The sequence below is a fragment of the Streptomyces sp. AV19 genome (assembly GCF_015999245.1).
In the GTDB taxonomy this organism is placed as follows: Bacteria; Actinomycetota; Actinomycetes; order Streptomycetales; family Streptomycetaceae; genus Streptomyces.
In genome coordinates this window covers 290,998-313,434 of record NZ_JAEAMR010000003.1, presented here as the reverse complement: position 1 = coordinate 313,434, position 22,437 = coordinate 290,998, and the positions used below count along the sequence as shown (strand labels likewise).

The following is a 22,437-nucleotide window of genomic DNA, read 5'->3' as shown; positions in this document are numbered from 1 at the left end:
CGGGGCCGATGGGGCATGGGGCCGCACCCGTAGGGGTGAACTTGGCCCAGTGCAGCTCTACTTGCTGATCCCACTGGAGAGGTCGTTGGCGTTGTCGTACACGATGGAGGTTCCCCTTGGCGGTGGCAACGGTCCGACGCATGGTGATCGGGGTCAGCCCCTTCGGGGAGCCGGACGTCCGGCTCGCCGCTGCCGTCAGCAGGGCCGGCGGGCTCGGTGTCATCGACCTCGGGAGCGACGACGGGGCCGCCCGGGACGCCCTGGACCTCGCCCGCCTCTGGACACCCGGTGCCTTCGGCGTCCGCGTCCCCGCCGACTGCGCGCTCCGTTGCGACGAGCTCCGCGTCTCCGACGGCGACGGCCCGCAGGTCGTGCTGGTCGCACCCGGATTCCCGCTGCGCGGAGGGGAGTTCCGCCCCGGAACCGTCATCGCCGAGGTGCGCGGTCCGCGCGAGGCCCGTACGGCCGTGGCCGCCGGGGCGGCCGGCCTCGTCGCGCGCGGCAGCGAGTGCGGTGGACCGGCCGGTGAACTCTCCACGTTCATCCTGCTCCAACAGCTCCTCGGTGACGAACGAGTGACCGTGCCCGTATGGGCCTGCGGCGGTATCGGACCGCACACCGCCGCTGCCGCCGTCCTCGGCGGCGCCGCCGGTGTGGTCCTCGACGTCCAGCTCGCCCTCCTCGACGAGGCCGACACCGCGCCCGGACTCGCCGCCGTCCTGCGGCTCCTGGACGGCACCGAGACCCATCACCTGAACGGCCACCGCACCCTCGACCCACACCGGCCGGGTCTGCCCGACACCCTGCGCGGCAGGGCGCTGCCGCTCGGCCAGGACGCCCTTCTCGCGCGCCGTTTCGCGCGGAAGTACAAGACCGTGGCCGTCGCCGTACGAGCCGTCCATGACGCCGTCGACCGGGCCGGACGGGACCGGAACGCACCCGGCGCGCTGCGGCCCGGATCCCCGATGAGCCGTGCCCTCGGTACGGAACTCCCCGTCGCCCAGGGGCCGATGACACGCGTCAGTGACCAGCCCGGGTTCGCGGCGGCCGTCGCCGACGCGGGAGGGCTGCCGTTCCTCGCCCTCGCGCTCGCCGGCCGGGAGCGCACCCGGGCCCTGATCGAGGGGACCCGCGCCGCGCTCGGGGACCGCCCCTGGGGCGTCGGCCTCCTCGGCTTCGCGCCCGAGGATATCCGCGCCGCCCAGCTCGAGGCCGTACGCGACCTTCGCCCCACGCACGCCGTCATCGCGGGCGGCCGGCCCGCGCACGCCGCCGACCTGGAGCAGCACGGCATCCGTACGTTCCTGCACGTGCCCTCGCCCGGCCTGCTCGAGCAGTTCCTCGCGGCGGGGGCCCGGCGCTTCGTCTTCGAGGGCGCGGAATGCGGCGGCCACATCGGACCGCGCAACAGCTTCCCTCTCTGGGAGGCCCAACTCGCCGTACTCGACGACTTCCTGACCGAGCACCCCGACCAGGGCCGGTGCACGCTCGAGGTGCTCTTCGCCGGAGGCATCCACGACGAGCGCTCGGCCGCCATGGTCGCCGCGCTCGCCTCCGGAATCCGCGCGCGCGGCGTCGCCACCGGCGTGCTCATGGGCACCGCCTACCTCTTCACCGAAGAGGCCGTCGCCTGCGACGCCATCCGCCCCCTTTACCAGCGGCAGGCGCTCGCCGCCGAGAGGACCGCCGTCCTGCGTACCGGGCCCGGCCAGGCGACCCGCTGTCTGCCCAGCCCGTACTGCCGCACCCACGAGGCGCGCAGGGAGGAACTGAGCGGCCGGGGCGTGCCCGACCGGCAGGTGTGGGAGGAGCTGGAGCGGCTCAACCTCGGGCGGCTGCGCATCGCCGGCAAGGGTGTCGAGCGTGTCGGCGACATCCTTCGTCACGTCGACGAACGACGGCAGCTCGACGAGGGCCTGTTCATGGCCGGCGAGGCGTCCGTCCTGCGCACCGTCACGACCAGCGTCGCCGCTCTGCACCGCCAGGTCGGCGAAGCCGCGGCCTCGTTCTACGAGGAACGGTCCCGTGCCATGGCGCTGTCGACGCCGCCACCACCGGGCGGGGAACGGCCGACGCCCGAACCGCTGGGGATCGCGGTCATCGGCATGGCCTGTGTGTTCCCGCAGGCCCCTGACCTGCCCGCCTTCTGGTCCAACATGCTCGCCGGCACCGATGCCGTCACCGAGGTTCCGGCCGAGCGCTGGGACGCGTCCGTCCACCACGGTCCGCAGGCGACCGCCCACGACGTGTCCACCTCCAAGTGGGGCGGTTTTCTGCCCCGGATCCCCTTCGACCCGCTGCGCTACGGCATCCCCCCGGCCTCCCTGTCCGCCATCGAACCCGTCCAGCTGCTCGCGCTGGAGACCGCCGCGCGGGCCCTGGCGGACGCCGGATACGACCGCCGCGAGATGCCGCGCGACCGCACCTGCGTGATCTTCGGGGCGGAGGCGGGCAGCGAGATGTCGGACGCCGCGGCCCTGCGTGCCGTCCTGCCGTCCTACCTCGGCCGGCTCCCCGAGGAACTGGCGGACCGGCTGCCCGTCCTCACGGAGGACACCTTTCCCGGCATGCTCGGCAACGTCATCGCCGGGCGCATCGCGAACCGGCTCGGCCTCGGCGGCGCCACCTACACCGTCGACGCGGCCTGCGCCTCCTCCCTGGCCGCCGTCGAGGCCGCCTGCGGCCAACTGCGCGGCGGCGCCGCGGACCTCGCCCTGTGCGGGGGCGCCGATCTGCACAACGGCATCAAGGACTACCTTCTCTTCTCCTCCGTGCGTGTCCTCTCGCCGACCGGCCGGTGTCGTCCCTTCGACGCCGATGCCGACGGCATCGCGCTCGGCGAAGGCGTCGCGTGCCTCGTGCTCAAGAGACTCGAGGACGCCGACCGCGACGGCGACCGTGTCTACGCCGTCATCGAGGCCGTCGGCAGCAGTGCCGACGGGCGTTCGCTCGGGCTGACCGCGCCCCGCAGGGAGGGACAGCGGGCCGCCCTGGAGCGGGCCTACGCGCAGGCCCGCGTCCAGCCCGCCGAGGTGGGCCTCGTCGAGGCCCACGGCACGGGGACGGCCGTCGGCGACCATGCCGAACTCGTCACGCTCACCGAGGTGTTCACCGCGTCCGGTGCCGCACCGGGGAAGTGCGCCGTCGGCTCGGTCAAGTCCCAGATCGGACACACCAAGTGCGCCGCCGGGCTGGCCGGAATGGTCAAGGCGGCCCTCGCGCTGCACAGGGGCGTACGGCCGCCGACCCTGCACCTGCGCCGGCCCGACCCCTTCTGGGACCCGGTCACCAGCCCGTTCGTCTTCCACGACAGGGCGTCGCCGTGGGCACGGCCCGCCGAACGGCGGGCCGCAGGAGTGAGCGCGTTCGGCTTCGGCGGCACCAACTTCCACGTGGTCCTGCGGGGCCACGGCGGGACCGTGCCACCGCGCTGCGGCCACGATGTCTGGCCCGCCGAACTCCTCGTCCTGCGGGGCGCGGACGACGCACGCGAGCTGCTGCGGCTGACCGGGCTCAACGACCGTTCCGGACGCCCTTGGCGGCTGCGCGACCTCGCCCTGACCGCCGCGCGGCGCACCGGCGCGCACCCGGTCGGCGCGGCCGTGGTGGCGGCCTCTCTCGACGAACTGCCGACGTTGTTGCGGGCCGTGGTCGCGGGGGAGCCCCGCCAGGGAGTCTTCCTTGCGGACCGGCGCGGACCGGCGCACAGCGGCGAACCGGGAGGGCCGCGGCCGGACACCCCGGATCCGGGCAAGATCGCCGTCCTCTTCCCCGGCCAGGGAAGCCAGCATCCCGGCATGCTCGCCGAACTCTTCATCGCGTTCCCGGAGACCCAGCGTCATCTGCGCCGGGTGCCCGCCGACGTCCTCTTCCCCCCTGCCGCGTTCGACGCCGCGACCCGGGAAGCACAGCGCGCCCGCCTCGCCGGCACGCGGCATGCCCAACCCGCCCTCGGCGCCGTCTGCCTGGCGGCCCACGATGTGCTCAAGCGGCTCGGTGTGCGGGCCGGCATGGCGGCCGGGCACTCGTACGGAGAGCTGGTCGCCCTCGGCGCCGCGGGTGTCCTCTCCTCCGACGCGGTGCTGGACCTCAGCGCCGCGCGCGCGGAGGCGATCGCGGAGGCGGTGGGCGACGAACCCGGTGCCATGGCCGTCGTCGCGGCGGAACCGGAGGCCGTGGAGGAACTGCTCGTGGCGAGCGGGCTGAAGGGGAAGGCGGTCGTCGCCAACCACAACGCGCCCGCGCAGAGCGTCATCTCGGGGCACCTGCCGGCCGTCGAGCAGGCCCTCGCCGCGGCGGCGGACGCCGGACTGGCCGCGCGGCGTCTCCCCGTTTCCTGTGCCTTCCACAGCCCCCTCGTCGCGGGGGCCACGGAGAAGTTCGCCGACGCGCTGGCCGGTCTCCCGTTCCGCACGGCCGACTTCCCGGTCTGGTCCAATGCGACGGCCGACCGCTATCCGGAGGGTCCCACGGGCGTACGGGAGCGGCTCGCCGAGCAGATCGCCGCGCCCGTGCGCTTCGTCGAACAGATCGAGGCGATGTACGCCTCCGGGGCCCGCGTCTTCGTCGAAGCCGGCCCCGGCACCGCGCTCACCGGGCTGGTCCGCGCCGTCCTCGGCTCACGCCCGCACGTCGCCGTCCCCTTCGCACCGCACCCGGACGCGGGACTGGCCGGACACCTCCAGGCCCTGGCCCGCCTCTCGGTGGCGGGCGCGACGGTGGCGGCGGAGCGGCTGTTCACCGGGCGCGACGCGATCGTCGCCGACCCGGCCGCGGTACCGGAACCGGCGGGCTGGACGGTCGACGGTCACCTCGTCCGTACGGCCGACGGGGCGCCGCTGCCCGGGGGACTGCGACCGGCCCGGCGCATCGGGCCCCTCGCGCCGCCCCCCGCGCGGACGGACGGCCCCGATCTGCTGGCCGAATTCCTGCGCGGCAGCCGGGAGATGATGGCGGCGCAGCGGGACGTCATGCTGGCGTACTTCGGCGCGGGGCCGGAGAGGACGGCTCCGGGTACGCCGGACGTACCGCCCCCGCCGGGGCCCGTCCCCGAACCGAGGACCGAGGCCACCACCACCGCGGTGCCGGATGTGCTGTCCGTGGTGCGGTCCGTGATCAGCGAGCGGACAGGTTATCCACGGGAACTGATCGAGCCCGGCCTCGACCTGGAGGCCGAGCTGAGCATCGACTCGATCAAGCGCACGGAAATCGTGGGCGAGCTCGGCCGACGGCTGACGGGAGCGACCGGGCCGGACCGGACCGCATGGGCGGAGCCGGAGCTGGAGGAGCTGCTCCTGGCCCGCACGGCGGCGGCGCTCGCGGACCGGCTGACGGCGGCGCTGGACGGAGGATGCCAGGAAGAGCCGGGTGAGGCGGCCGGGCCGGGGGAGGGGCCCGCCCGGCATCCCGGCCCGGGCGCCGTGTACTCAAGGCCCGTCGCGGCGCCACCCGGGAGCTGCCCGCCGTCCCCGGCGCCCGACGCACACCCCCTCCACGCCCGGACACCCGTGGGAGCCACGGCCACCGCGCGCTACCTGCTGCGGGAAGTCCCCCTCGCCGGCGCGCCCGAGCCCGACGACTCCGTCCTGCGAGGGCGACGCTTTCTGGTGCTGGGCGAGGACACCCCGCTGGCCCGCGCGCTCGTCGGGCGTCTCCGGGCGCTCGGGGCCGCCGCCCGGTCCGACGACCACCCGGGCCCGGACGGGAGCGAGGCACGCGACGACGGCGTCATCCACCTCGCCGCGCTCGTGCCCGGCACCACTCCCGTGCTGCCCGCCGCATTCCCCTTGCTCCAGGCCGTTCTGCGCGGCGGACCGCGCTGGCTGCTGTGTGCCCGGCCCGCCGGCGAGGACATCCGCACGGCGGGGCTGGGCGGATTCTTCCGAGCCGTGGCACGGGAGTACCCGGACACCTCGGCCCGCGTCGTCACCCTCGCCCCCGACCGGCCCGTCGCGGCCCTCACCGAGGATCTCATCGGTGAACTCCTCGCCCCCGACCGGTGTCCGGTCGTCCGCCACACCGCGGAAGGCGCCCGGCTGGGACCGGAGCTGTACCGGGCCCCGCTCGAGCCCGCGGCCGACGGCGACGCCACGGCCCACGCCCTCGCCGCCGGACTGGGTCCCGGCAGCGTGGCCCTCCTCACCGGCGGTGCCCGGGGCATCACGGCCCGCACCGCCGTCACCCTCGCCGCCGCCGGATGCCGCGTCGAACTCCTGGGCCGCACCGACATGTCCGGCGCCCCCGAGGACCCCGGCCCCGCCCTCGCCCCCGACATCACCGCCCTCCGCTCCGTCCTCGCCGGGCGCGGCGGCCTCGCTCCCGCCGACATCGACCGCGAAGCCCGCCGCGTCCTCGCCCGGCGCGAAGTCGCCGCGACCCTCGCCGGGATCGCCGCCCTCGGCGGGCAGGCCCGTTACCACTGCCTCGACCTCCGGGACGCCGAGGCCGTACGCAAGACCGTCGATGCCGTTCACGCCGACGCGGGGCGCGTCGACGCCGTGGTGCACGCGGCGGGCGTCGTCGAGGACCGGCTGCTCGCCGACAAACAGCCCGAATCCTTCGAACGCGTCCACGGCACCAAGGTGGACGGCGCCCGCGCGCTGCTCTCCGCGCTGCGCGGCCTGCCCGAACCGCCGCGCCTGACCGTCCTGTTCGGCTCCGTCGCCGCCGTCCTCGGCAACCGGGGGCAAACCGACTACAGCGCGGCCAACGACGCCCTCGCCGCTCTCGGCCGCCAATGGCGACGGACCACCGGACGCCGCGCGCTCACCGTCCACTGGGGCCCATGGGCACCCGATCCGCACCACCCCGGCATGGTCGGACCGGAACTCGCCCGCGACCTCACCTCCCGCGGTCTCGCCCTGATCGACCCGGCGGAGGGCGTTCGCGCGCTCTGCCGCGAACTCGCCCACGGCGACGCGGACGTCGACGAAGTGGTCCTCACCGCGCCGGGGCGGCTCCCGTGACGGCGGCACGCGAGCCCGTCGCCGTCGTCGGCATGGCCGTGACCCTGCCCGGCGCGGGCGACCTCGGCACATACTGGCGCAACCTCGTCGACGGCGTCGACGCCATCACCGACTTCCCGGCGGAGCGCTGGCACCCGGAGGGGCTCGCCTGCCGTCGTGGCGGATTCGTCGACGGTCTCGTCGACTTCGACCCGGCCGCCTTCGGCATCATGCCGACGGCGGTGCGCGGCACCGAACCCGACCAGCTGATCGCGCTGCGCACCGCCGCCGCGGCCCTCGCCGACGCGCACGGTGCTCTGCCCGGCGACCGCACCCGCGTCGGGATCGTGCTCGGCCGAGGAGGCTACCTCACCCCGCGGACGGCCCGCCTGGGCCAGCGCGTACGGACATCGGCCCAACTCGTGCGCACGGTGCGGGAGGTGATGCCCGGCATCGACGAAGAGCGGCTCGGTCTGCTGCGCACGGCCTTCCTCGAGGCGCTCGGCCCGTACAGCCCCGGCGACGGGCTCGGTCTCGTACCGAATTTCGCCGCCTCCCGCGTCGCCAACCGCCTCGATCTGCGCGGTCCCGCCTACACCGTGGACGCGGCCTGCGCCTCCTCCCTCGTCGCCGTGGACCACGCCGTCACGGAACTGGCGCGCGGGCGGTGTGACGTGATGCTGGCCGGCGGAGTGCACCACTGCCACGACGCCACGCTGTGGAGCGTCTTCACCGAACTGGGCGCCCTTTCGCCCTCCCAGCGCATCCGGCCCTTCCACCGGGACGCCGACGGCATGCTGCTCGCCGAGGGCACGGGCATCGTGGTCCTCAAGCGGCTCACCGACGCGCGCGGAGCCGGCGACCGGGTGTACGCGCTCGTACGGGGCGTGGGGATCGCCTCCGACGGACGTACCGCTTCCCTGATCACCCCCGACCCCGCAGGACAGGCCCGCGCGGTGCGGCTGGCCTGGGCGGAGGCCGGACTCGACCCCACCGCCCCGGGCGCGCTGGGTCTCCTGGAGGCGCACGGCACCGGCACCCCGGGCGGCGACGCCACCGAACTGGCCGTCCTGGCAGAGGTGTTCGGACGGCAGGGTGGCGAACCGGACGCCGTCATCGGCTCGGTGAAGTCGATGATCGGGCACACCATGCCCGCGGCCGGCGCCGCGGGCATGATCAAGGCGGCACTGGCGATCCACCACGGAGTCCTCCCGCCGACCCTGCACTGCGACGTCCCGCACCCGGCGCTGCCGGCCACCCGCTTCCGCCCGACGCCGACCGCCCGCCCCTGGGAGGCCGGGGCCCGGCGGGCAGCGGTCAACGCCTTCGGCTTCGGCGGGATCAACGCCCATCTGGTGCTGGAGGAGCCGCCGGGGCCCGCCCGGGGCCGCACCTCCCCGGCCCGGCGGGCCGTCGTCACCGAACGCGAACGGGTGCTGCGCCTGGCGGCGCGCACTCCCCAGGACCTGGCCGCGCTGCTCGACACCGATGACGCGGCCTTGCGCGCCATGGACGCGTGCGGCAGCGGACCGGCCCGGCTGGCGATCGCCGGGCCGGGCGCCAGACAGCTCGCGCTGGCCCGCAAGGCCACGGCCGGAGGAAGACTGTGGGGCGGTCGCGGCGGTCTGTGGTTCGCGCCGGAGCCGCTCCTCGGCCCCGGCGGGGGACGGACGGCGTTCCTCTTCCCCGGCCTGGAGGCCGAATTCTCTCCTCAAGTGGACGATGTCGCCCGACATTTCGGTGCGGAACGCCCCTCCACCGGGCAGTTGCGCGTCGGCGACGTCGGCGGTCACACGGCGGCCCTGTTCGACGTCGGAGAGCTGCTGACGGCCGCCCTCGACCGCATGGGGATCCGTCCGGACGCCGTTGCCGGCCACAGCGCGGGCGAGTGGACCGCGATGATCGCGGGAGGAATCTTCCGGGCGGACAGGCCGGGGGCAGTGCTGCGCGACGCGGTCACCGGACGTCTGCGGCTTCCCGCGCTCACCTTCCTGGCCCTGGGCGCCCCCGCCGCACGGATCGAGGAGGTTCTTCCCGGATTCCCCGGCGTCGTCCTCTCCCATGACGACGCCCCGCACCAGTGCGTCGTCTGCGGCCCCCGGAATCAGCTGGAGGCGCTTGCGGCCCGGCTGGGCGGCGAGGGTGTCCTGGGCCGGATCCTGCCGTTCCGGTCGGGGTTCCACACCCCGATGCTGGCCCCGCATCTCGATGCGCTGCGGGACGCGTTGCCTCGACTCGCCGTGCACCCGGCCAGGACGCCGGTGTGGTCGGGGACACTGGCGGCGCCCTTCCCGGACGACGAGGCCGGCATCCGGGAGCTGTTCGTCCGCCACCTCCTCGAACCGGTCCGCTTCCGGCAGCTGACCGAAGCCATGCACGCGGCGGGGTTCCGGGCCTTCGTCCAGGTCGGTACGGGCCAGCTCCCGGCGCTGGTCGGGGACACGCTCGCAGGCCGTGAGCACCTGGCCGTCACCGCCAACTCGCCCCGCCGCAGCGGCCTCTCCCAGCTCGACCGGGTCGCGGCCGCGCTGTGGACGGCCGGCCTGGAGCCGGACTTCACCGCGCTCGGCGAACGCCGCGCGACGCCGGGCCTCGACCTGGGGGCCGGGCCGGTGTCGCTGGATCCGAGGGCGCGGGAGCAACTGCGCGCGGCGCTGGGCCAGTTCCGGGGCGGTCCCGCTGCTCCTCTGCACGAGCTCGCCCGGCGCATCCCCGCCGTCGCCGAACTCGAGGCGCTCCTCACCGAGACGGCCACCACGGCGGCCGCGCTGTACGCGGCAGCGGAGTCCCCCGGCGGGGCCGCGCCGGCGACGGCCCGTACAACGGCTCCTGCCGTCACCCGCCGCGTCGTCGAGGCCGACGCCGACCACATGCCCTACCTCCTCGACCACTGCTTCTACCGGCAACGCCCCGGCTGGCCCGAACTCGCCGACCGCTGGCCCGTCGTCCCCGCCACCACGATCGTCCAGCTCCTGCTGGACGCCGTCGGCGCCGCCGGAACGCCCGTCGCCGTGCGCGACGCCCGTTTCCTGGAATGGGCGGTCGCGTCACCGCCCGTCGCCGTGGAGCTGACGGTCACCGCCGGGCAGGACCGTGACGGGTGGCACCGGGCCGCGTTCGGCCGCTACGCGCGGGCCGACATCCGGACGGCCGCCGACCACCCGGAGCCGCCCGTCCCTTGGGCGTGCGATGGACCCGAGGCCGCGCCGTCCGTTTCGGCGAGGGAGATGTACGAGCGGCGGTGGATGTTTCACGGACCGCGCTTCCAGGGCGTCACCGACATCGTCGCGCTCGGGGAGCGGCATGTCCGGGCCGTCCTCACCTGCTTGGACGCGCCCGGAGCCCTTCTCGACAACGTCGGTCAGCTGCTCGGCTACTGGCTGATGGCGACCGGTGTCGAACGGGTGGACGTCCTCCCGGTGGGCGTCCGGGAGATCGTCCTTCACGGCCCGCGCCCCTCCTGTGGCTCCCGCGTCGCCTGCGACCTCCGGATCACCCGGATCACGGACAGGCTGGTGGAGGCCGACGCGCAACTCGTGCACGAGGGCCGTGTATGGGCCGGGATCCGTGGTTGGCGGGAGCGCAGATTCGACTCGAACCCCACGACCCTCGCCGTCCAGCGGAAGTCCGACCGTCACACGCTCTCGGCCCCCCAACCAGGCGGCTGGCAGCTCGTCTTCGACCACTGGCCCGATCCGTTCTCGCTGGAGCTGATGATGCGCTGCCAGCTCGCCGGCGAGGAACGGGCCGCCTACGCGAGCCGTCCCATGCAGGGGAGACGGCAGTGGCTGCTCGGCAGGATCGCCGCCAAGGACGCCGTGCGCCGTCATCTGTGGGGGCACGGGGAAGGGCCCGTCTTCCCCGGCGAGGTGCGGGTCCGCAATGAGCCCTCGGGCCGCCCCCGCCCGGAGGGCGTGCACGGGCGGCGGCTGCCACCGGTGGAACTGTCGCTCGCGCACTGCCGGGAGGCGGCCGTCGCGCTCGTACGGCCAGGGGGCACCCCGGCCGGTATCGACGTCGAGGAGATCACCGATCGCCCTGCCGCGACCCATGACGCGGTGCTGGCCCCCGGCGAACACGCCCTGTTCGAGCGCCTCGGCGGCGGGCCCGAGCAGATGTCCCGGCTCTGGGCGGCCAAGGAGGCGGCCGCGAAGGCGGAGGGGACGGGACTCCGCGGCAATCCGCACGCCTTCCTCGTCACCGCACCGGACCCCGATCGTGCCGATGCCCTCACCGTCCGTGCGCCATCGGGCCGTTCGTACGCCATCCGTCTCACGCGTATCGACAACCCGCCCGGGCTGCCGCCCAGGAGCTATGCCGTCGCATGGACCTCGACGGACGAGGTCCGCTCTCCCGAACAGATGAATGGACAGCAGCCATGACCACCACGCCCCCCGACACCGACGCGTCCGCCGTCCTGACCCGGGTCGCCGAGGCGCTGCGGCGCGTTCTCGACGACTGCCCGCCCGACCCCGGCACCGTCACGATGGAGACCCTGTTCGTGGAGGACCTGGACCTGGAATCCATCGACCTGGTCACCCTGACCGGCGAGCTGCGCACCCACTACGGTGAACACGTCGACTTCCCCGCCTACTTCGCCTCGCTCGACATCGGCGAGATCGCCGGTCTCACAGTCGGGCACCTGGTGCACCACATCGTGGACCGCCTGGGATGACCGTACTCGAAGTCGGCAGCACCCGCCTCAACGTCGAGCGCCTGGGCGACCCCGCCCGGCCGGCTGTGGTGCTCGTCCACGGCCTGGTCCTCGACACCCTGGCCACCTACTACTGCAGTGTCGCCGGCGGGCTCGCGGCAGCCGGCCACAGCGTCGTGATGTACGACCAGCGTGGCCACGGCCGGAGCGGACGGCCGTACACCGGCTACCGGCTCCAGGAGTTCACCGCCGACCTCCTCGCCCTCCTCGGCACCCTCGGCATGGACCGCCCCTTCTTCCTCGTCGGCGACTGCTTCGGCGGAGCCGTCGCCATGGATTTCGCTGTTCGGTATCCCCACCGCCTCATCGGCGTCGTACTGATCGAGGCCGTCCTCCCCACCGTTGCCTGGGCACAGGGCTTGAGCGAGCTGCTCGCCCGGCACGCGGAGGCGGTACGCGATGCACGGGCGGCCGGCCGGATCGAGCGGGAGCACGGCCGTGACGTGGCCCGGGCGGCCCGCCGGTCCCGGCCCCTGCTGCTCGGCACCACTCTGGTCGAGGACATAGCGGCCAGCCGTACCCGGGAAGAGGGTGACTGGAGCTCACTCGACGTACCGGTACTGGCCCTCTACGGTGGCGACTTCGCCCTCGCCCGGACAGCGCCCGCGCTGGAGCGGGCCCTGCCGCGCTGCCGCACCGTCATCCTTCCCGGACATGGGCACCGCGTCCTCGTCGACGCCCGTGAGAGGGTCGGCGCACTGCTGGCCGGCTGGATGCGTGAAGGCCACCGGCGACAGTAGGAGTTTGTACCCACATGAGCAGGTTTCTTTTCGTCGTCCCCCCGCTGGCCGGGCACGTCAACCCGGCGGCCGCCGTCGCCGCCGAACTCGCTGTTCGTGGCCACCGAGTGGCCTGGGCCGCGGTGCCCGACGCCGTTCGGGAAGTGGTCGATACCGACGCCGAGGTGTACCCCTGCGCGGTACCGGCGCGAGTGCGTCGACCGCCCGGGTTGCGCGGGGCCGCGGCGCTGCGATTCCTGTGGGAGGACTTCCTCGTACCGCTCGCCGAGGCCATGGCCCCGGGCACGAGGGAGGCCGTCGACGCGTTCCGCCCGGACGTGCTCGTGGCCGACCAACAGGCCCTCGCCGGAGCCTTGGTGGCCGAGCGGCTCGGCCTGCGCTGGGCCACCTCGGCCACCACCCCGGCGGAGGTGGGCGGTTCCGTCGCGGCCCTGCCCAAGGTCGAGATGTGGATCCGCTCCCTCCTGACGGGGCTGCGTGAGCAGTTCGGTGACCCCGGGGCCACGCACGACCCGCGATTCTCCCCCGAGCTCTTACTGGCCTACACCGTCGAGGAGTTGGTGGACACGTCCGTTCCCCGCGTACGCTTCGTCGGGCCCGCGGTCCACGGCCGTCGGACGGCGCCGGACTTCCCCTGGGCATGGCTGGACCGGCACCGGGCCACCGTCCTGGTCTCCCTCGGGACGGTCAACACCGATATCGGCAGCCGCTTCCTGGCCGAGTGCGCGGCAGCCGTACGGGAACGGGCACACCGCCTGCAGGCCGTGATCGCCGACCCCGGCGGCAGGTTGGCCGGAGCGGCGGATGCCACCGTGCTCGCCCTGCCGAGGGTCCCTCAACTCGACCTGCTGTCCCGGGCATCGGCAGTGGTCTGCCACGCGGGCCACAACACCGTCACCGAGTCGCTGTGGCACGGGATTCCCCTCGTCGTCGCCCCCGTCCGTGACGACCAGCCCTTCGTGGCCGCCCAGGTCACGGCGGCGGGTGCCGCGGTGCGGGTGCGCTTCGGCCGCGCCGACCGCGTCGGGCTGGGAGCGGCGCTCGACACCGTGCTGGACGGGCCGGATCACCGGGCCGCCGCCCGGCACCTGGGGGACCGCCTGCGCGCGGCCGGAGGCGCCGGCGCGGCCGCCGGGCACCTCGAGGCGCTCGCGGCACGCCCGTGACCGAAGCGCTTCAGTTCCGGCGCGCGAGGATCCGGTAGGCGTTGGAGAACCCCGTACGCCGGGCGACCGGGGCGAGGCATTGCTCAAGCGCGTACGCGGCCACCACGGCCGGGAGGCCGCCCGTCCACAGGAGCTTCCGCACCCGCCGGGCCGCGGCGGACGGCGGCCGGGGGTGCCAGGGAGCGTCGTCCCGGGGCGCCAGACGGGAGAGCAGGAGCACGATGGCGCCGGCAAGATCCACCGGGCGGTGCGCCGCCCTCCGTCCGACCTCCAGTACGGTGAAGCCTGCTTCTCCCAGGGCCTGTTGCAGATTGCGGCAGGGCATCAGGTGCAGGTGCTGGGGCTGGAACCAGGGCACCCACCAGCGGCCGAGCAGCCCGGAATACGCGGATTCGGGGTCCGGAACCTCGATCTGGAGCAGTCCGCCGGAACGCAACACCATGTGTGCGGCCTGGAGTTGACCGCGAGGATCGGCGGTGTGCTCCAGGTAGTGGTGCATGCTCACCACGTCGTACTGCCCGGCCAGGGAAGGGGCCGACTCGGTGAACAGGCCCCGCAGGGCCTTGTCGATCCGCCCTTCCGACTCGGCGAACGCCACGCCTTCGCCCACGTCCAGACCGTCGAACGCGGTCTTCGGGAAGACCTGCCGTGCCGCTTCCGGGAAGTGGCCGTACCCCGTGCCCACGTCCAGCCAGCGTTCGGGGTCGGTGAAGGGGCGCACCGACTGCGCGGCGACCCGGTGGCGTTTTCTGCTGCGGGCAGCGCCGAGGAGGCCCTCCGCGGTCCCGCGGCCGAGTCCGTCGTAGCAGTCGCGGTAGTAGAACTCCAGGCCGCTCTCGTTGAGTCGGGGGTTCTGGAAATGGTGGCCGCACGCGAGGCACCGGTCGATGACGAAGGTGCCGGGTTTGTGCTGGAGGAGGTCCGGGGTGCGCAGGCGTTCGCGCAGCCGGTCCGACGCGCACCAGGGGCAGGTTGTCCGCCTGGGCCCGAAGAACCGCTCCGTACCGGAAGCCAGGTCCCGCTGGTAGAGGGGGCGGAGAACGGCGACTTGCTCGGCTCGCGTCGTCACGCCTGATGTCGTACCACTCCGGCGTCCTCGCCGAACCAAGTCCGACGACGCGCAACTCCAAGGAGCGAAAGTGTGCCCCGGTGTTTGGACGGCCGGGGAGCGCCGGGGTCCCGGAGAGTTCACGCGTATCCGGCAAGTCCCACCCGCTGATGTGTACGGTCACCGTTTGTCACGGCATTGTTCCCCGGCCTGCCGGGTGAGCGGCGTCGGTCCACAACGCCGAGTTGTGCACCATCTTCGCGAAGTGCCCGGCACCGCTGGGTTCACCGACCTTCTGGACCGCTGTCGGCGCGACGGATCGATTCCCGGGGCGCTGCCGGACCTGGTCGCTCGCCTCTCCGGCGACTTGGCCCGGCACCTGACGGCCGGCGTGCCGAGTGTCATCCGGGTCGCCGGCTGCGAAAGCGCCGTCGGCGGCATCGTCAGCGGGATCCTGGCCGTGCTCCAGCACCCGGGACGAGGTCCGCTTCCTCGACGGCACCTGGGAACAAGCCTGACGGCTTCGTCATGGAATGCCTACGGCACGACCCACCGATGCGGGCGGCGGGAGTCTCCCGTGTCCCCGGGGGAACCGGTCGACCTGGGAGGCATCCCGGTACCCACCAAGGCCGGTTCCATCCCGCACGCTCCCCGGACAAACCTGCCGTACCTGGCCCCTCGGGCTCATGGCGGAGGCAGATCCGCGCCGTCGCGGCGGGCGGATCCTCCCGGTCATGGCAGATCGGCCACTCCGCGCCTTGTAGGAACCCCACAGCCCAGCCCCGCAGGCCCTGACCATTGCCCCAGGCCCGCGGCCACCCGGTGATCGGTGAGGATGTGCGGGTGGCCGATCTCCTGAACCCGGCGGACCCCGCCTTCGCGCGCGACCCCCACCCGTACTACGCACGGCTGCGCGCCCAAGGGCCCGCGGCGCGGGTGGAACTCGCCAACGGCACGCACGCCTGGCTCGTCACCGGCTACCGGCAGGCGCGGGCCGTCCTCGCCGACCCGCGCTTCTCCAACGTCCCGCCGCGGCGCGCCGGCCGGCCCAAGCCCGACTCACCGGCCGAGCGCGCCCGGGCCTGCCTCGCCCGCCACATGCTCAACTCCGACGCCCCCGACCACACCCGGCTGCGCCGGCTGACCACGGCCGCGTTCGCCCCGCGCCGCGTGGACGCCCTGCGCCCGCGCATCGAGCGCCTGGCGGCCGGGCTGACCGCCGACCTGGCGGCCCGGCTGGACCGCGACGGCACCGCCGACCTCGTCGACGCCTTCGCCTTCCCGCTGCCCGTGCTCGTGATCGGCGAGGTGCTGGGGGTGCCCGAGGCGGACCGGGCGGACCTGCGGGAATGGACCTACCGGGTCGGCTCGCCCGCCGACGCGCTCGCGCCCGGCGCGGTGGACGAGGCATGGTCCGCCCTCCACTCCTACTTCACCGCCCTCATCGCGGAGAAGCGGCGCGCCCCCGGCGACGACCTCTTCAGCGCCCTGGTGCACGACACCGACGAGGGCGGGCTCGACGACGCCGAACTGCTCGCGATGGCCTTCCTGCTGCTGTTCGCCGGCTACGAGACCACCATGAACCTGCTCGCCTCCGCCTCGCTCCTGCTGCTCACCCATCCCGGCGAGCGGGCCGAGGCCCTGCGCGGGGGCCCCGGGCGCTGGGCCGCCGTCGTCGAGGAGACGCTCCGGCACGCCAGCCCGCTGGAGGGCACGACGTGGCGGCGCACGACCGAGCCGGTGGACCTCGGCGGGGGAGCGGCCCTGCCGGGCGGTGCCTCCGTCCTCGTCGTCCTCGCGGCGGCCAACCGCGACCCCGGCCACTTCCCCGACCCCGACGCCTTCCGCCCCGCCCGCCACCTCCCCGGCGGCCGGCGCCCGGCCCCGCACGCCGCGTTCGGCCACGGCCCGCACTTCTGCCCCGGTGCCCGGCTGGCCCGCCTGGAGGCGGCGATCGCTCTGCCGCTGCTCTTCGGGACGTTCCCGCGCCTGACCCTCGCCGCGGACCCCGCCGAAGTGCCCTACCGGCCGGGCCTGTTGGTACGCGGACCGCGCGAGGTGCCCGTCAGGGCATGAGCCCGGGCCTCAACGGCCCCGGGCCTCAACGGCCCCGGGCCTCAACGGCCCCGGGCCTCAACGGCCCCGGGCCGTGCTCGGCGGTGATCAGACGGGCGATCTGTTCGCGGTTCGCGTCCAGCAGGGCGCGGTACGCGAACAGAACGCCCGTCCGCTGGGCGAGCGAGGACGTGCCCCAGCCGGCGAACGCGTCCTTGGCCGCGGCGACGGCGGCGTCCACCTCCGCGGGCGAGGCCAGGGCGACCCGCGTGGTGACCTCGCCGGTCGCGGGGTCGGTGACGGGTCCGTAGGCGCCGGAGGCGCCCTCGGCGGAGCGGCCGCCGATCCAGTGGCTGACGGTCTTCATCTTCGGCTCAGCGCCTCTCGCGTCGGGGAACGTGGGGGAACGTCGGGAACGGGGCGGGCACATCCCACCATGCGGGAGCCGGGGGCGCCCCCGGCACTGTGTCGGCCGTTGCGGCCCGCACATGGACACTTCCCCCTCGGACGGCGCTCAGCCGTGGTACTCAGCCGTCCGGACACCAGGTCGCTCCCCCGTCACAACTGTCACGGCCCTGTCCCCCTTCCTCGACAACCGCCCCACAACCCCACAGCGGCGATCACCGGACCCCGGGCGCCGGGCCAGGCTGACCGATCACGAAACGAACGCGCCGCGGTCCCCCCGACGGAGCCCCTCCGTTCCCGCGGCGCGGAGGAGAGGCGCGAGAGATGACCGATCGTCGACTCTGGTCCTACCGGGAGATCGCCGCACACATCGGAGTGCAGACCGACACCGTGCGCTCGTACCGCAAGCACGGCCTGCTGCCCGCCCCCGACCTCACCGAGGACGGCAGACCGTACTGGTTCGCCGACACGATCCGGCTGTGGGTCGCCGCCCGTCCGGGCAACCGGGCGCGACGCGGCAGGGGCGACTGACCGCCGCCGGAGGGCCCCGGGGGACAATGCCGGTGCAGTTGCCAAGCGGTTCGGCGTCCATTGCGGCATTCATTGCGGCATTCCGCTTCCGCATCCGCTTCGGCACCCGCTTCGGCATCCCCGAGACATCCACCGAGGAGCACAGCATGACGCACGGCACCACCGCCCCCACCACCACCGCCTACAAGGTGACGGGCATGACCTGCGGCCACTGCGAGGGTGCGGTCACCAGCGAGCTGTCCGCCCTCGCCGGGGTCGCCTCGGTGACGGCGGAGGCCGCGACCGGGCTGGTCACCGTCGTCTCCGCCGGACCGCTGGACGACGAGGCCGTCCGCGCCGCCGTGGACGAGGCCGGCTACGAGCTCGTCGGCCGCGCCTGAGCCACGGGTGATCGCCCCGGCGTATTGCCTCACGGGCAAGGGCCCTGATTTCTTCAGGGTCCTTGCCCTTTTACGTCCCCCTTTGCGAAGCGAAAGCAAGAGACCTAGATCACAGCAATTCCGGGGTAACCATTCCGGGGGTGGATTGGTCTAACCAGGCAGTGCTGGATCGTCTTGGGGGACGGGCCGGCCACGCGTGGCCGGGGCACGTACCCGGGGAGCTTTGAGCGGCCCTCCCGTCCGTACGTTGTCCCGGCAGATCGCGCGTGCGGAGCACTGGGCGCCCGGCACACACAGACTCCCGGACGGATCCCGTGGGGGGAATCCGTTCCGGGACGAAAAGCGCCCCGCTCCGACCCGTGGGGGGATCGGAGGCGGGGCGCTTTTCATAGATGTCATGTACACCTGACGGCGGCGGCCCGCCCACATGTCACGTACACGCTTTGTTTTCGCGGGACCGCCGGGGCAACGGACGTCCGGGGCGACGGACAGGACGGCCGGGCAACGGAAACGGCGCCCCGCCCCGGCCGGGGCAGAGCGCCGCGCACGACCCGTACGGGCCGGTCGTTCTCGGGTCAGCGGTTCTCGGCGGTCAGCGGTTCTCGACGGGCACGAAGTCGCGCTCGACGACACCGGTGTAGATCTGGCGCGGGCGGCCGATGCGGGAACCCGGCTCCTTGATCATCTCGTGCCACTGGGCGATCCAGCCGGGCAGCCGGCCGAGCGCGAAGAGCACGGTGAACATCTCGGTGGGGAAGCCCATGGCCCGGTAGATCAGGCCCGTGTAGAAGTCGACGTTCGGGTAGAGGTTGCGCGAGACGAAGTAGTCGTCGGAGAGCGCGTGGTCCTCCAGCTTGAGCGCGATGTCCAGCAGCTCGTCGGACTTGCCGAGAGCGGAGAGGACGTCGTGCGCCGCCGCCTTGATGATCTTGGCGCGCGGGTCGAAGCTCTTGTAGACCCGGTGCCCGAAGCCCATCAGGCGGACGCCGTCCTCCTTGTTCTTCACCTTGCGGATGAAGGAGTCGACGTCGCCGCCGTCGCGCTGGATGCTCTCCAGCATCTCCAGGACGGATTGGTTGGCACCGCCGTGCAGGGGGCCCCACAGGGCGTTGATGCCCGCGGAGATCGAGGCGAACAGGTTCGCCTGCGAGGAGCCGACCAGGCGCACGGTCGAGGTCGAACAGTTCTGCTCGTGGTCGGCGTGCAGGATCAGCAGCTTGTCCAGGGCGCTGACCACCACCGGGTCGAGGTCGTAGTCCGCGGCCGGCACCGAGAAGGTCATCCGCAGGAAGTTCTCGACGTAGCCGAGGTCGTTACGCGGGTAGACCACCGGGTGACCGACGGACTTCTTGTACGCGTAGGCCGCGATCGTGGGCAGCTTGGCGAGCAGCCGGATCGTGGAGAGGTCGCGCTGCTTGGCGTCGAACGGGTTGTGGCTGTCCTGGTAGAACGTGGACAGGGCACTGACCACCGAGGACAGCATGGCCATCGGGTGGGCGTCGCGCGGGAAGCCGTCGTAGAACCGCTTGACGTCCTCGTGCAGCAGGGTGTGCCGGGTGATCTCGTCCTGGAAGCGGGCGAGCTCGTCGGCGGTGGGCAGCTCGCCGTTGATCAGCAGGAACGCGGTCTCGAGGAAAGTGCTGCGCTCGGCGAGCTGCTCGATCGGGTATCCGCGGTACCGCAGGATGCCCTGCTCGCCGTCCAGGTAGGTGATGGCGGACTTGTAGGCGGCGGTGTTGCCGTAGCCCGAGTCCAGGGTCACCAGACCGGTCTGGGCACGCAGCTTGCCGATATCGAAGCCCTTGTCGCCGATGCTGCTGTCGACCACCGGGTAGGTGTACTCGCCGTCCCCGTAACGCACTACTACAGAGTTGTCGCTCACGTCATCCCTCACCGACGTTGTGCCTCTTCTTCGAGGTGCCCTGACTACCCCTACCTTCCCCCATTTGGACGTGGTACGTGCACTCGGGGTCGGCCATAGGGCCCATGGGCGGCACTGAGTGCCGTCCGGCTGGCCATCCTGCCCCCTTCGCCCCGATTGGTAAACCGGTCAGAGACGAACACCACCTCCAGCACCGAGCCGGTGATCGAGCGCGGTGCACCGCCGGCCCGCGCCGACGGCGCGCACCGCCTGCCCCAGGGCCCTCCGGGAGCCCACCAGCACGACGAGGCGCTTTGCCCGGGTTACGGCCGTATAGAGAAGATTGCGCTGAAGCATGGTCCAGGCGCTGGTGGTCACCGGGATCACCACCGCCGGATATTCGCTGCCCTGCGACCGATGGATCGTCACCGCGTAGGCGTGGGCGAGCTCGTCGAGCTCGTCGAAGTCGTAGCCGACCTCCTCGTCCTCGTCGGTGCGCACGGTGAGGCGCTGCTCGGTCTCGTCGAGGGCGGTGACGACGCCGACCGTGCCGTTGAAGACGCCGTTCTCGCCCTTTTCGTAGTTGTTGCGGATCTGGGTGACCTTGTCCCCCACGCGGAAGACGCGGCCGCCGAAGCGGCGCTCGGGCAGGTCGGGGCGGGCGGGTGTGATCGCCTGCTGGAGCAGGCCGTTGAGGGTGCCGGCGCCGGCCGGGCCGCGGTGCATCGGGGCGAGCACCTGGACGTCCCGGCGGGCGTCGAGGCCGAACTTGGACGGGATCCGGCGGGCCACCACGTCCACCGTGAGCCGGCCCGCCTCCTCGGTGTCCTCCTCGACGAAGAGAAAGAAGTCGGACAGCCCCGAAGTGAGGGGCGGAAGGCCGGTGTTGATACGGTGCGCGTTGGTCACGACGCCCGACTGCTGGGCCTGGCGGAAGATGCGGGTGAGGCGGACGGCGGGGACGGGGCTGCCGGGGGCCAGCAGATCGCGCAGGACCTCGCCGGCGCCCACGGACGGCAGCTGGTCCACGTCCCCGACGAGCAGCAGGTGGGCGCCGGGCGGGACGGCCTTGGCCAGCTTGTTGGCCAGGAGGAGGTCGAGCATGGACGCCTCGTCGACCACCACCAGGTCGGCGTCCAGCGGGCGGTCGCGGTCGTAGGCCGCGTCGCCGCCGGGCTTGAGCTCCAGCAGGCGGTGCACCGTGGACGCCTCGGCACCGGTCAGCTCCGAGAGCCGCTTGGCGGCCCGCCCGGTGGGGGCCGCGAGCACCACCTTGGCGTGCTTGGCGCGGGCCAGTTCGACCACCGAGCGCACGGTGAACGACTTGCCGCAGCCGGGGCCGCCGGTGAGCACCGCGACCTTGCCGGTCAGCGCCAGCCGGACGGCCTCCCGCTGCTCGGGGGCGAGCTCCGCACCGGTGCGGCCGGCCAGCCAGCCGAGGGCCTTCTCCCAGTCGACGTCCGCGAAGGCCGACAGCCGGTCCTCGTCGCAGCGCAGGAGCCTCGACAGCTGGGCGGAGAGGGAGAGTTCGGCGCGGTGGAAGGGGACGAGGTAGACGCCGGTGACCGGCTGCCCGTCCTCCGGGCCGGGGACGGTCTCGCGGACCACCCCCTCCTCGTCCGCGGCGAGTTCGGCGAGGCACTCGATCACCAGGCCGGTGTCCACCTGGAGGAGCTTGACCGCGTCCGCGATCAGCCGCTCCTCCGGGAGGAAGCAGTGGCCCTGGTCGGCCGACTGCGAAAGGGCGTACTGCAGACCGGCCTTGACGCGCTCCGGGCTGTCGTGCGGGATGCCGACGGACTGCGCGATCCGGTCCGCGGTGAGGAAGCCGATGCCCCAGACGTCGGCCGCCAGGCGGTACGGCTCGTTCTTCACCACCGAGATCGAGGCGTCGCCGTACTTCTTGTAGATCCGCACGGCGATGGAGGTGGACACCTCGACGCTCTGGAGGAAGAGCATCACCTCCTTGATCGCCTTCTGCTCCTCCCAGGCGGCGGCGATCTTCTTGGTGCGCTTGGGGCCGAGGCCGGGGACCTCGATCAGGCGCCGGGGGTCGGTCTCGATGACGTCGAGGGTGTCCAGCCCGAAGTGGGTGGTGATGCGGTCGGCGAAGACCGGGCCGATGCCCTTGACCAGGCCGGAGCCGAGGTAGCGGCGTATGCCCTGGATCGTGGCGGGGAGCACGGTGGTGTAGTTCTCCACCGTGAACTGCTTGCCGTACTGCGGGTGCGAGCCCCAGCGGCCCTCCATCCGCAGCGACTCGCCGACCTGGGCGCCGAGCAGCGAGCCCACGACCGTGAGGAGATCGCCGGCGCCGCGGCCGGTGTCCACGCGGGCGACCGTGTAGCCGTTCTCCTCGTTGGCGTAGGTGATGCGCTCGAGCACCCCTTCGACAACCGCCAGTTGCACCATGGGGCCGACGTTACAGCGGCCCACTGACAGCCCCGGAGTCCGGTGCGATTCGAGGGGCCCGGTCCGACGACCGGGCCCCTCGCTTCCCCCCTCCGGCTTCCCCGCTTCCCCCCGGATGCCTCCCCCCGGGAAGCCGGATGCCACATACGACCCCTGGCGGAGCCGTGGGGTTGCAGCCTGC

General features: G+C 73.4%; 11 protein-coding genes and 1 pseudogene. 8 read left to right on the top strand and 4 right to left on the bottom strand.

Annotated features, from left to right (window positions below; genetic code table 11):
- The first annotated feature begins 140 nt into the window (after positions 1 to 140).
- From I5Q34_RS01440 to I5Q34_RS01420, 5 genes are read left to right on the top strand one after another with little or no spacing between them, the layout of a single operon-like run.
- Positions 141 to 6,965, top strand: coding sequence for a type I polyketide synthase (locus tag I5Q34_RS01440; protein ID WP_199890216.1), 6,825 nt, complete (start codon positions 141 to 143; stop codon positions 6,963 to 6,965).
- Complete coding sequence (locus I5Q34_RS01435; protein WP_199890215.1) at positions 6,962 to 11,326, top strand: beta-ketoacyl synthase N-terminal-like domain-containing protein; 4,365 nt, start codon at positions 6,962 to 6,964, stop codon at positions 11,324 to 11,326. Before I5Q34_RS01440 ends, I5Q34_RS01435 begins: the two co-directional genes overlap by 4 nt.
- Positions 11,323 to 11,619 carry an acyl carrier protein gene (locus I5Q34_RS01430; protein ID WP_199890214.1) on the top strand — a complete coding sequence of 99 codons (297 nt, stop codon included), beginning with the start codon at positions 11,323 to 11,325 and terminating at the stop codon, positions 11,617 to 11,619. Before I5Q34_RS01435 ends, I5Q34_RS01430 begins: the two co-directional genes overlap by 4 nt.
- Positions 11,616 to 12,398: an alpha/beta fold hydrolase gene (locus tag I5Q34_RS01425; protein ID WP_199890213.1), complete on the top strand. Its 783-nt coding sequence runs from the start codon at positions 11,616 to 11,618 to the stop codon at positions 12,396 to 12,398. The genes I5Q34_RS01430 and I5Q34_RS01425 overlap by 4 nt, the downstream gene beginning before the upstream one ends.
- Positions 12,399 to 12,412: 14 nt before the next feature.
- A complete protein-coding gene (locus tag I5Q34_RS01420) occupies positions 12,413 to 13,564 on the top strand; it encodes a glycosyltransferase (protein WP_199890212.1) in 1,152 nt (383 codons plus the stop codon).
- Between the two features lie 10 nt (positions 13,565 to 13,574).
- Here I5Q34_RS01420 and I5Q34_RS01415 read toward each other — a convergent pair whose 3' ends face one another.
- A complete protein-coding gene (locus I5Q34_RS01415; RefSeq protein WP_199890211.1) occupies positions 13,575 to 14,633 on the bottom strand; it encodes a class I SAM-dependent methyltransferase in 1,059 nt (352 codons plus the stop codon).
- An 822-nt stretch (positions 14,634 to 15,455) separates the two neighbouring features.
- Between I5Q34_RS01415 and I5Q34_RS01410 the strand changes: the two genes are divergently transcribed.
- Positions 15,456 to 16,688, top strand: a complete 1,233-nt coding sequence (locus I5Q34_RS01410) for a cytochrome P450 (RefSeq protein WP_199890210.1) — start codon at positions 15,456 to 15,458, stop codon at positions 16,686 to 16,688.
- 70 nt (positions 16,689 to 16,758) lie between these two features.
- On the opposite strand, the pseudogene I5Q34_RS01405 reads toward I5Q34_RS01410, so the two are convergent.
- A pseudogene (locus I5Q34_RS01405) lies at positions 16,759 to 17,034 on the bottom strand (aldehyde dehydrogenase family protein); the annotation flags it as partial.
- A 362-nt stretch (positions 17,035 to 17,396) separates the two neighbouring features.
- Between I5Q34_RS01405 and I5Q34_RS01400 the strand changes: the two are divergent.
- Together I5Q34_RS01400 and I5Q34_RS01395 are read left to right on the top strand one after the other, a co-directional pair.
- Positions 17,397 to 17,603 carry an AlpA family transcriptional regulator gene (locus I5Q34_RS01400; protein ID WP_199890209.1) on the top strand — a complete coding sequence of 69 codons (207 nt, stop codon included), beginning with the start codon at positions 17,397 to 17,399 and terminating at the stop codon, positions 17,601 to 17,603.
- Positions 17,604 to 17,749: 146 nt separating this feature from the next.
- Positions 17,750 to 17,983 (top strand): heavy-metal-associated domain-containing protein, encoded by a 234-nt coding sequence (locus tag I5Q34_RS01395; protein WP_199890208.1) that lies wholly within the window; start codon positions 17,750 to 17,752, stop codon positions 17,981 to 17,983.
- Between the two features lie 592 nt (positions 17,984 to 18,575).
- On the opposite strand, the gene I5Q34_RS01390 is transcribed toward I5Q34_RS01395, so the two are convergent.
- Both I5Q34_RS01390 and I5Q34_RS01385 read right to left on the bottom strand, forming a co-directional pair.
- The gene (locus I5Q34_RS01390; RefSeq protein ID WP_199890800.1) at positions 18,576 to 19,865 is read right to left on the bottom strand and encodes a citrate synthase; all 1,290 of its coding nucleotides are present in this window, start codon (positions 19,863 to 19,865) and stop codon (positions 18,576 to 18,578) included.
- Positions 19,866 to 20,033: 168 nt separating this feature from the next.
- Entirely contained in the window at positions 20,034 to 22,256 is a 2,223-nt protein-coding gene (locus I5Q34_RS01385; RefSeq protein WP_199890207.1) for an ATP-dependent RecD-like DNA helicase, read from the bottom strand.
- Positions 22,257 to 22,437: the final 181 nt, after the last annotated feature.

Coding starts and splice junctions, on each gene's coding strand:
- I5Q34_RS01440 (WP_199890216.1), top strand. CDS start 141: ATGGTGATCGGGGTCAGCCCCTTCGGGGAGCCGGACGTCCGGCTCGCC.
- I5Q34_RS01430 (WP_199890214.1), top strand. CDS start 11,323: ATGACCACCACGCCCCCCGACACCGACGCGTCCGCCGTCCTGACCCGG.
- I5Q34_RS01425 (WP_199890213.1), top strand. CDS start 11,616: ATGACCGTACTCGAAGTCGGCAGCACCCGCCTCAACGTCGAGCGCCTG.
- I5Q34_RS01420 (WP_199890212.1), top strand. CDS start 12,413: ATGAGCAGGTTTCTTTTCGTCGTCCCCCCGCTGGCCGGGCACGTCAAC.
- I5Q34_RS01400 (WP_199890209.1), top strand. CDS start 17,397: ATGACCGATCGTCGACTCTGGTCCTACCGGGAGATCGCCGCACACATC.
- I5Q34_RS01395 (WP_199890208.1), top strand. CDS start 17,750: ATGACGCACGGCACCACCGCCCCCACCACCACCGCCTACAAGGTGACG.
- I5Q34_RS01385 (WP_199890207.1), bottom strand. CDS start 22,256: ATGGTGCAACTGGCGGTTGTCGAAGGGGTGCTCGAGCGCATCACCTAC.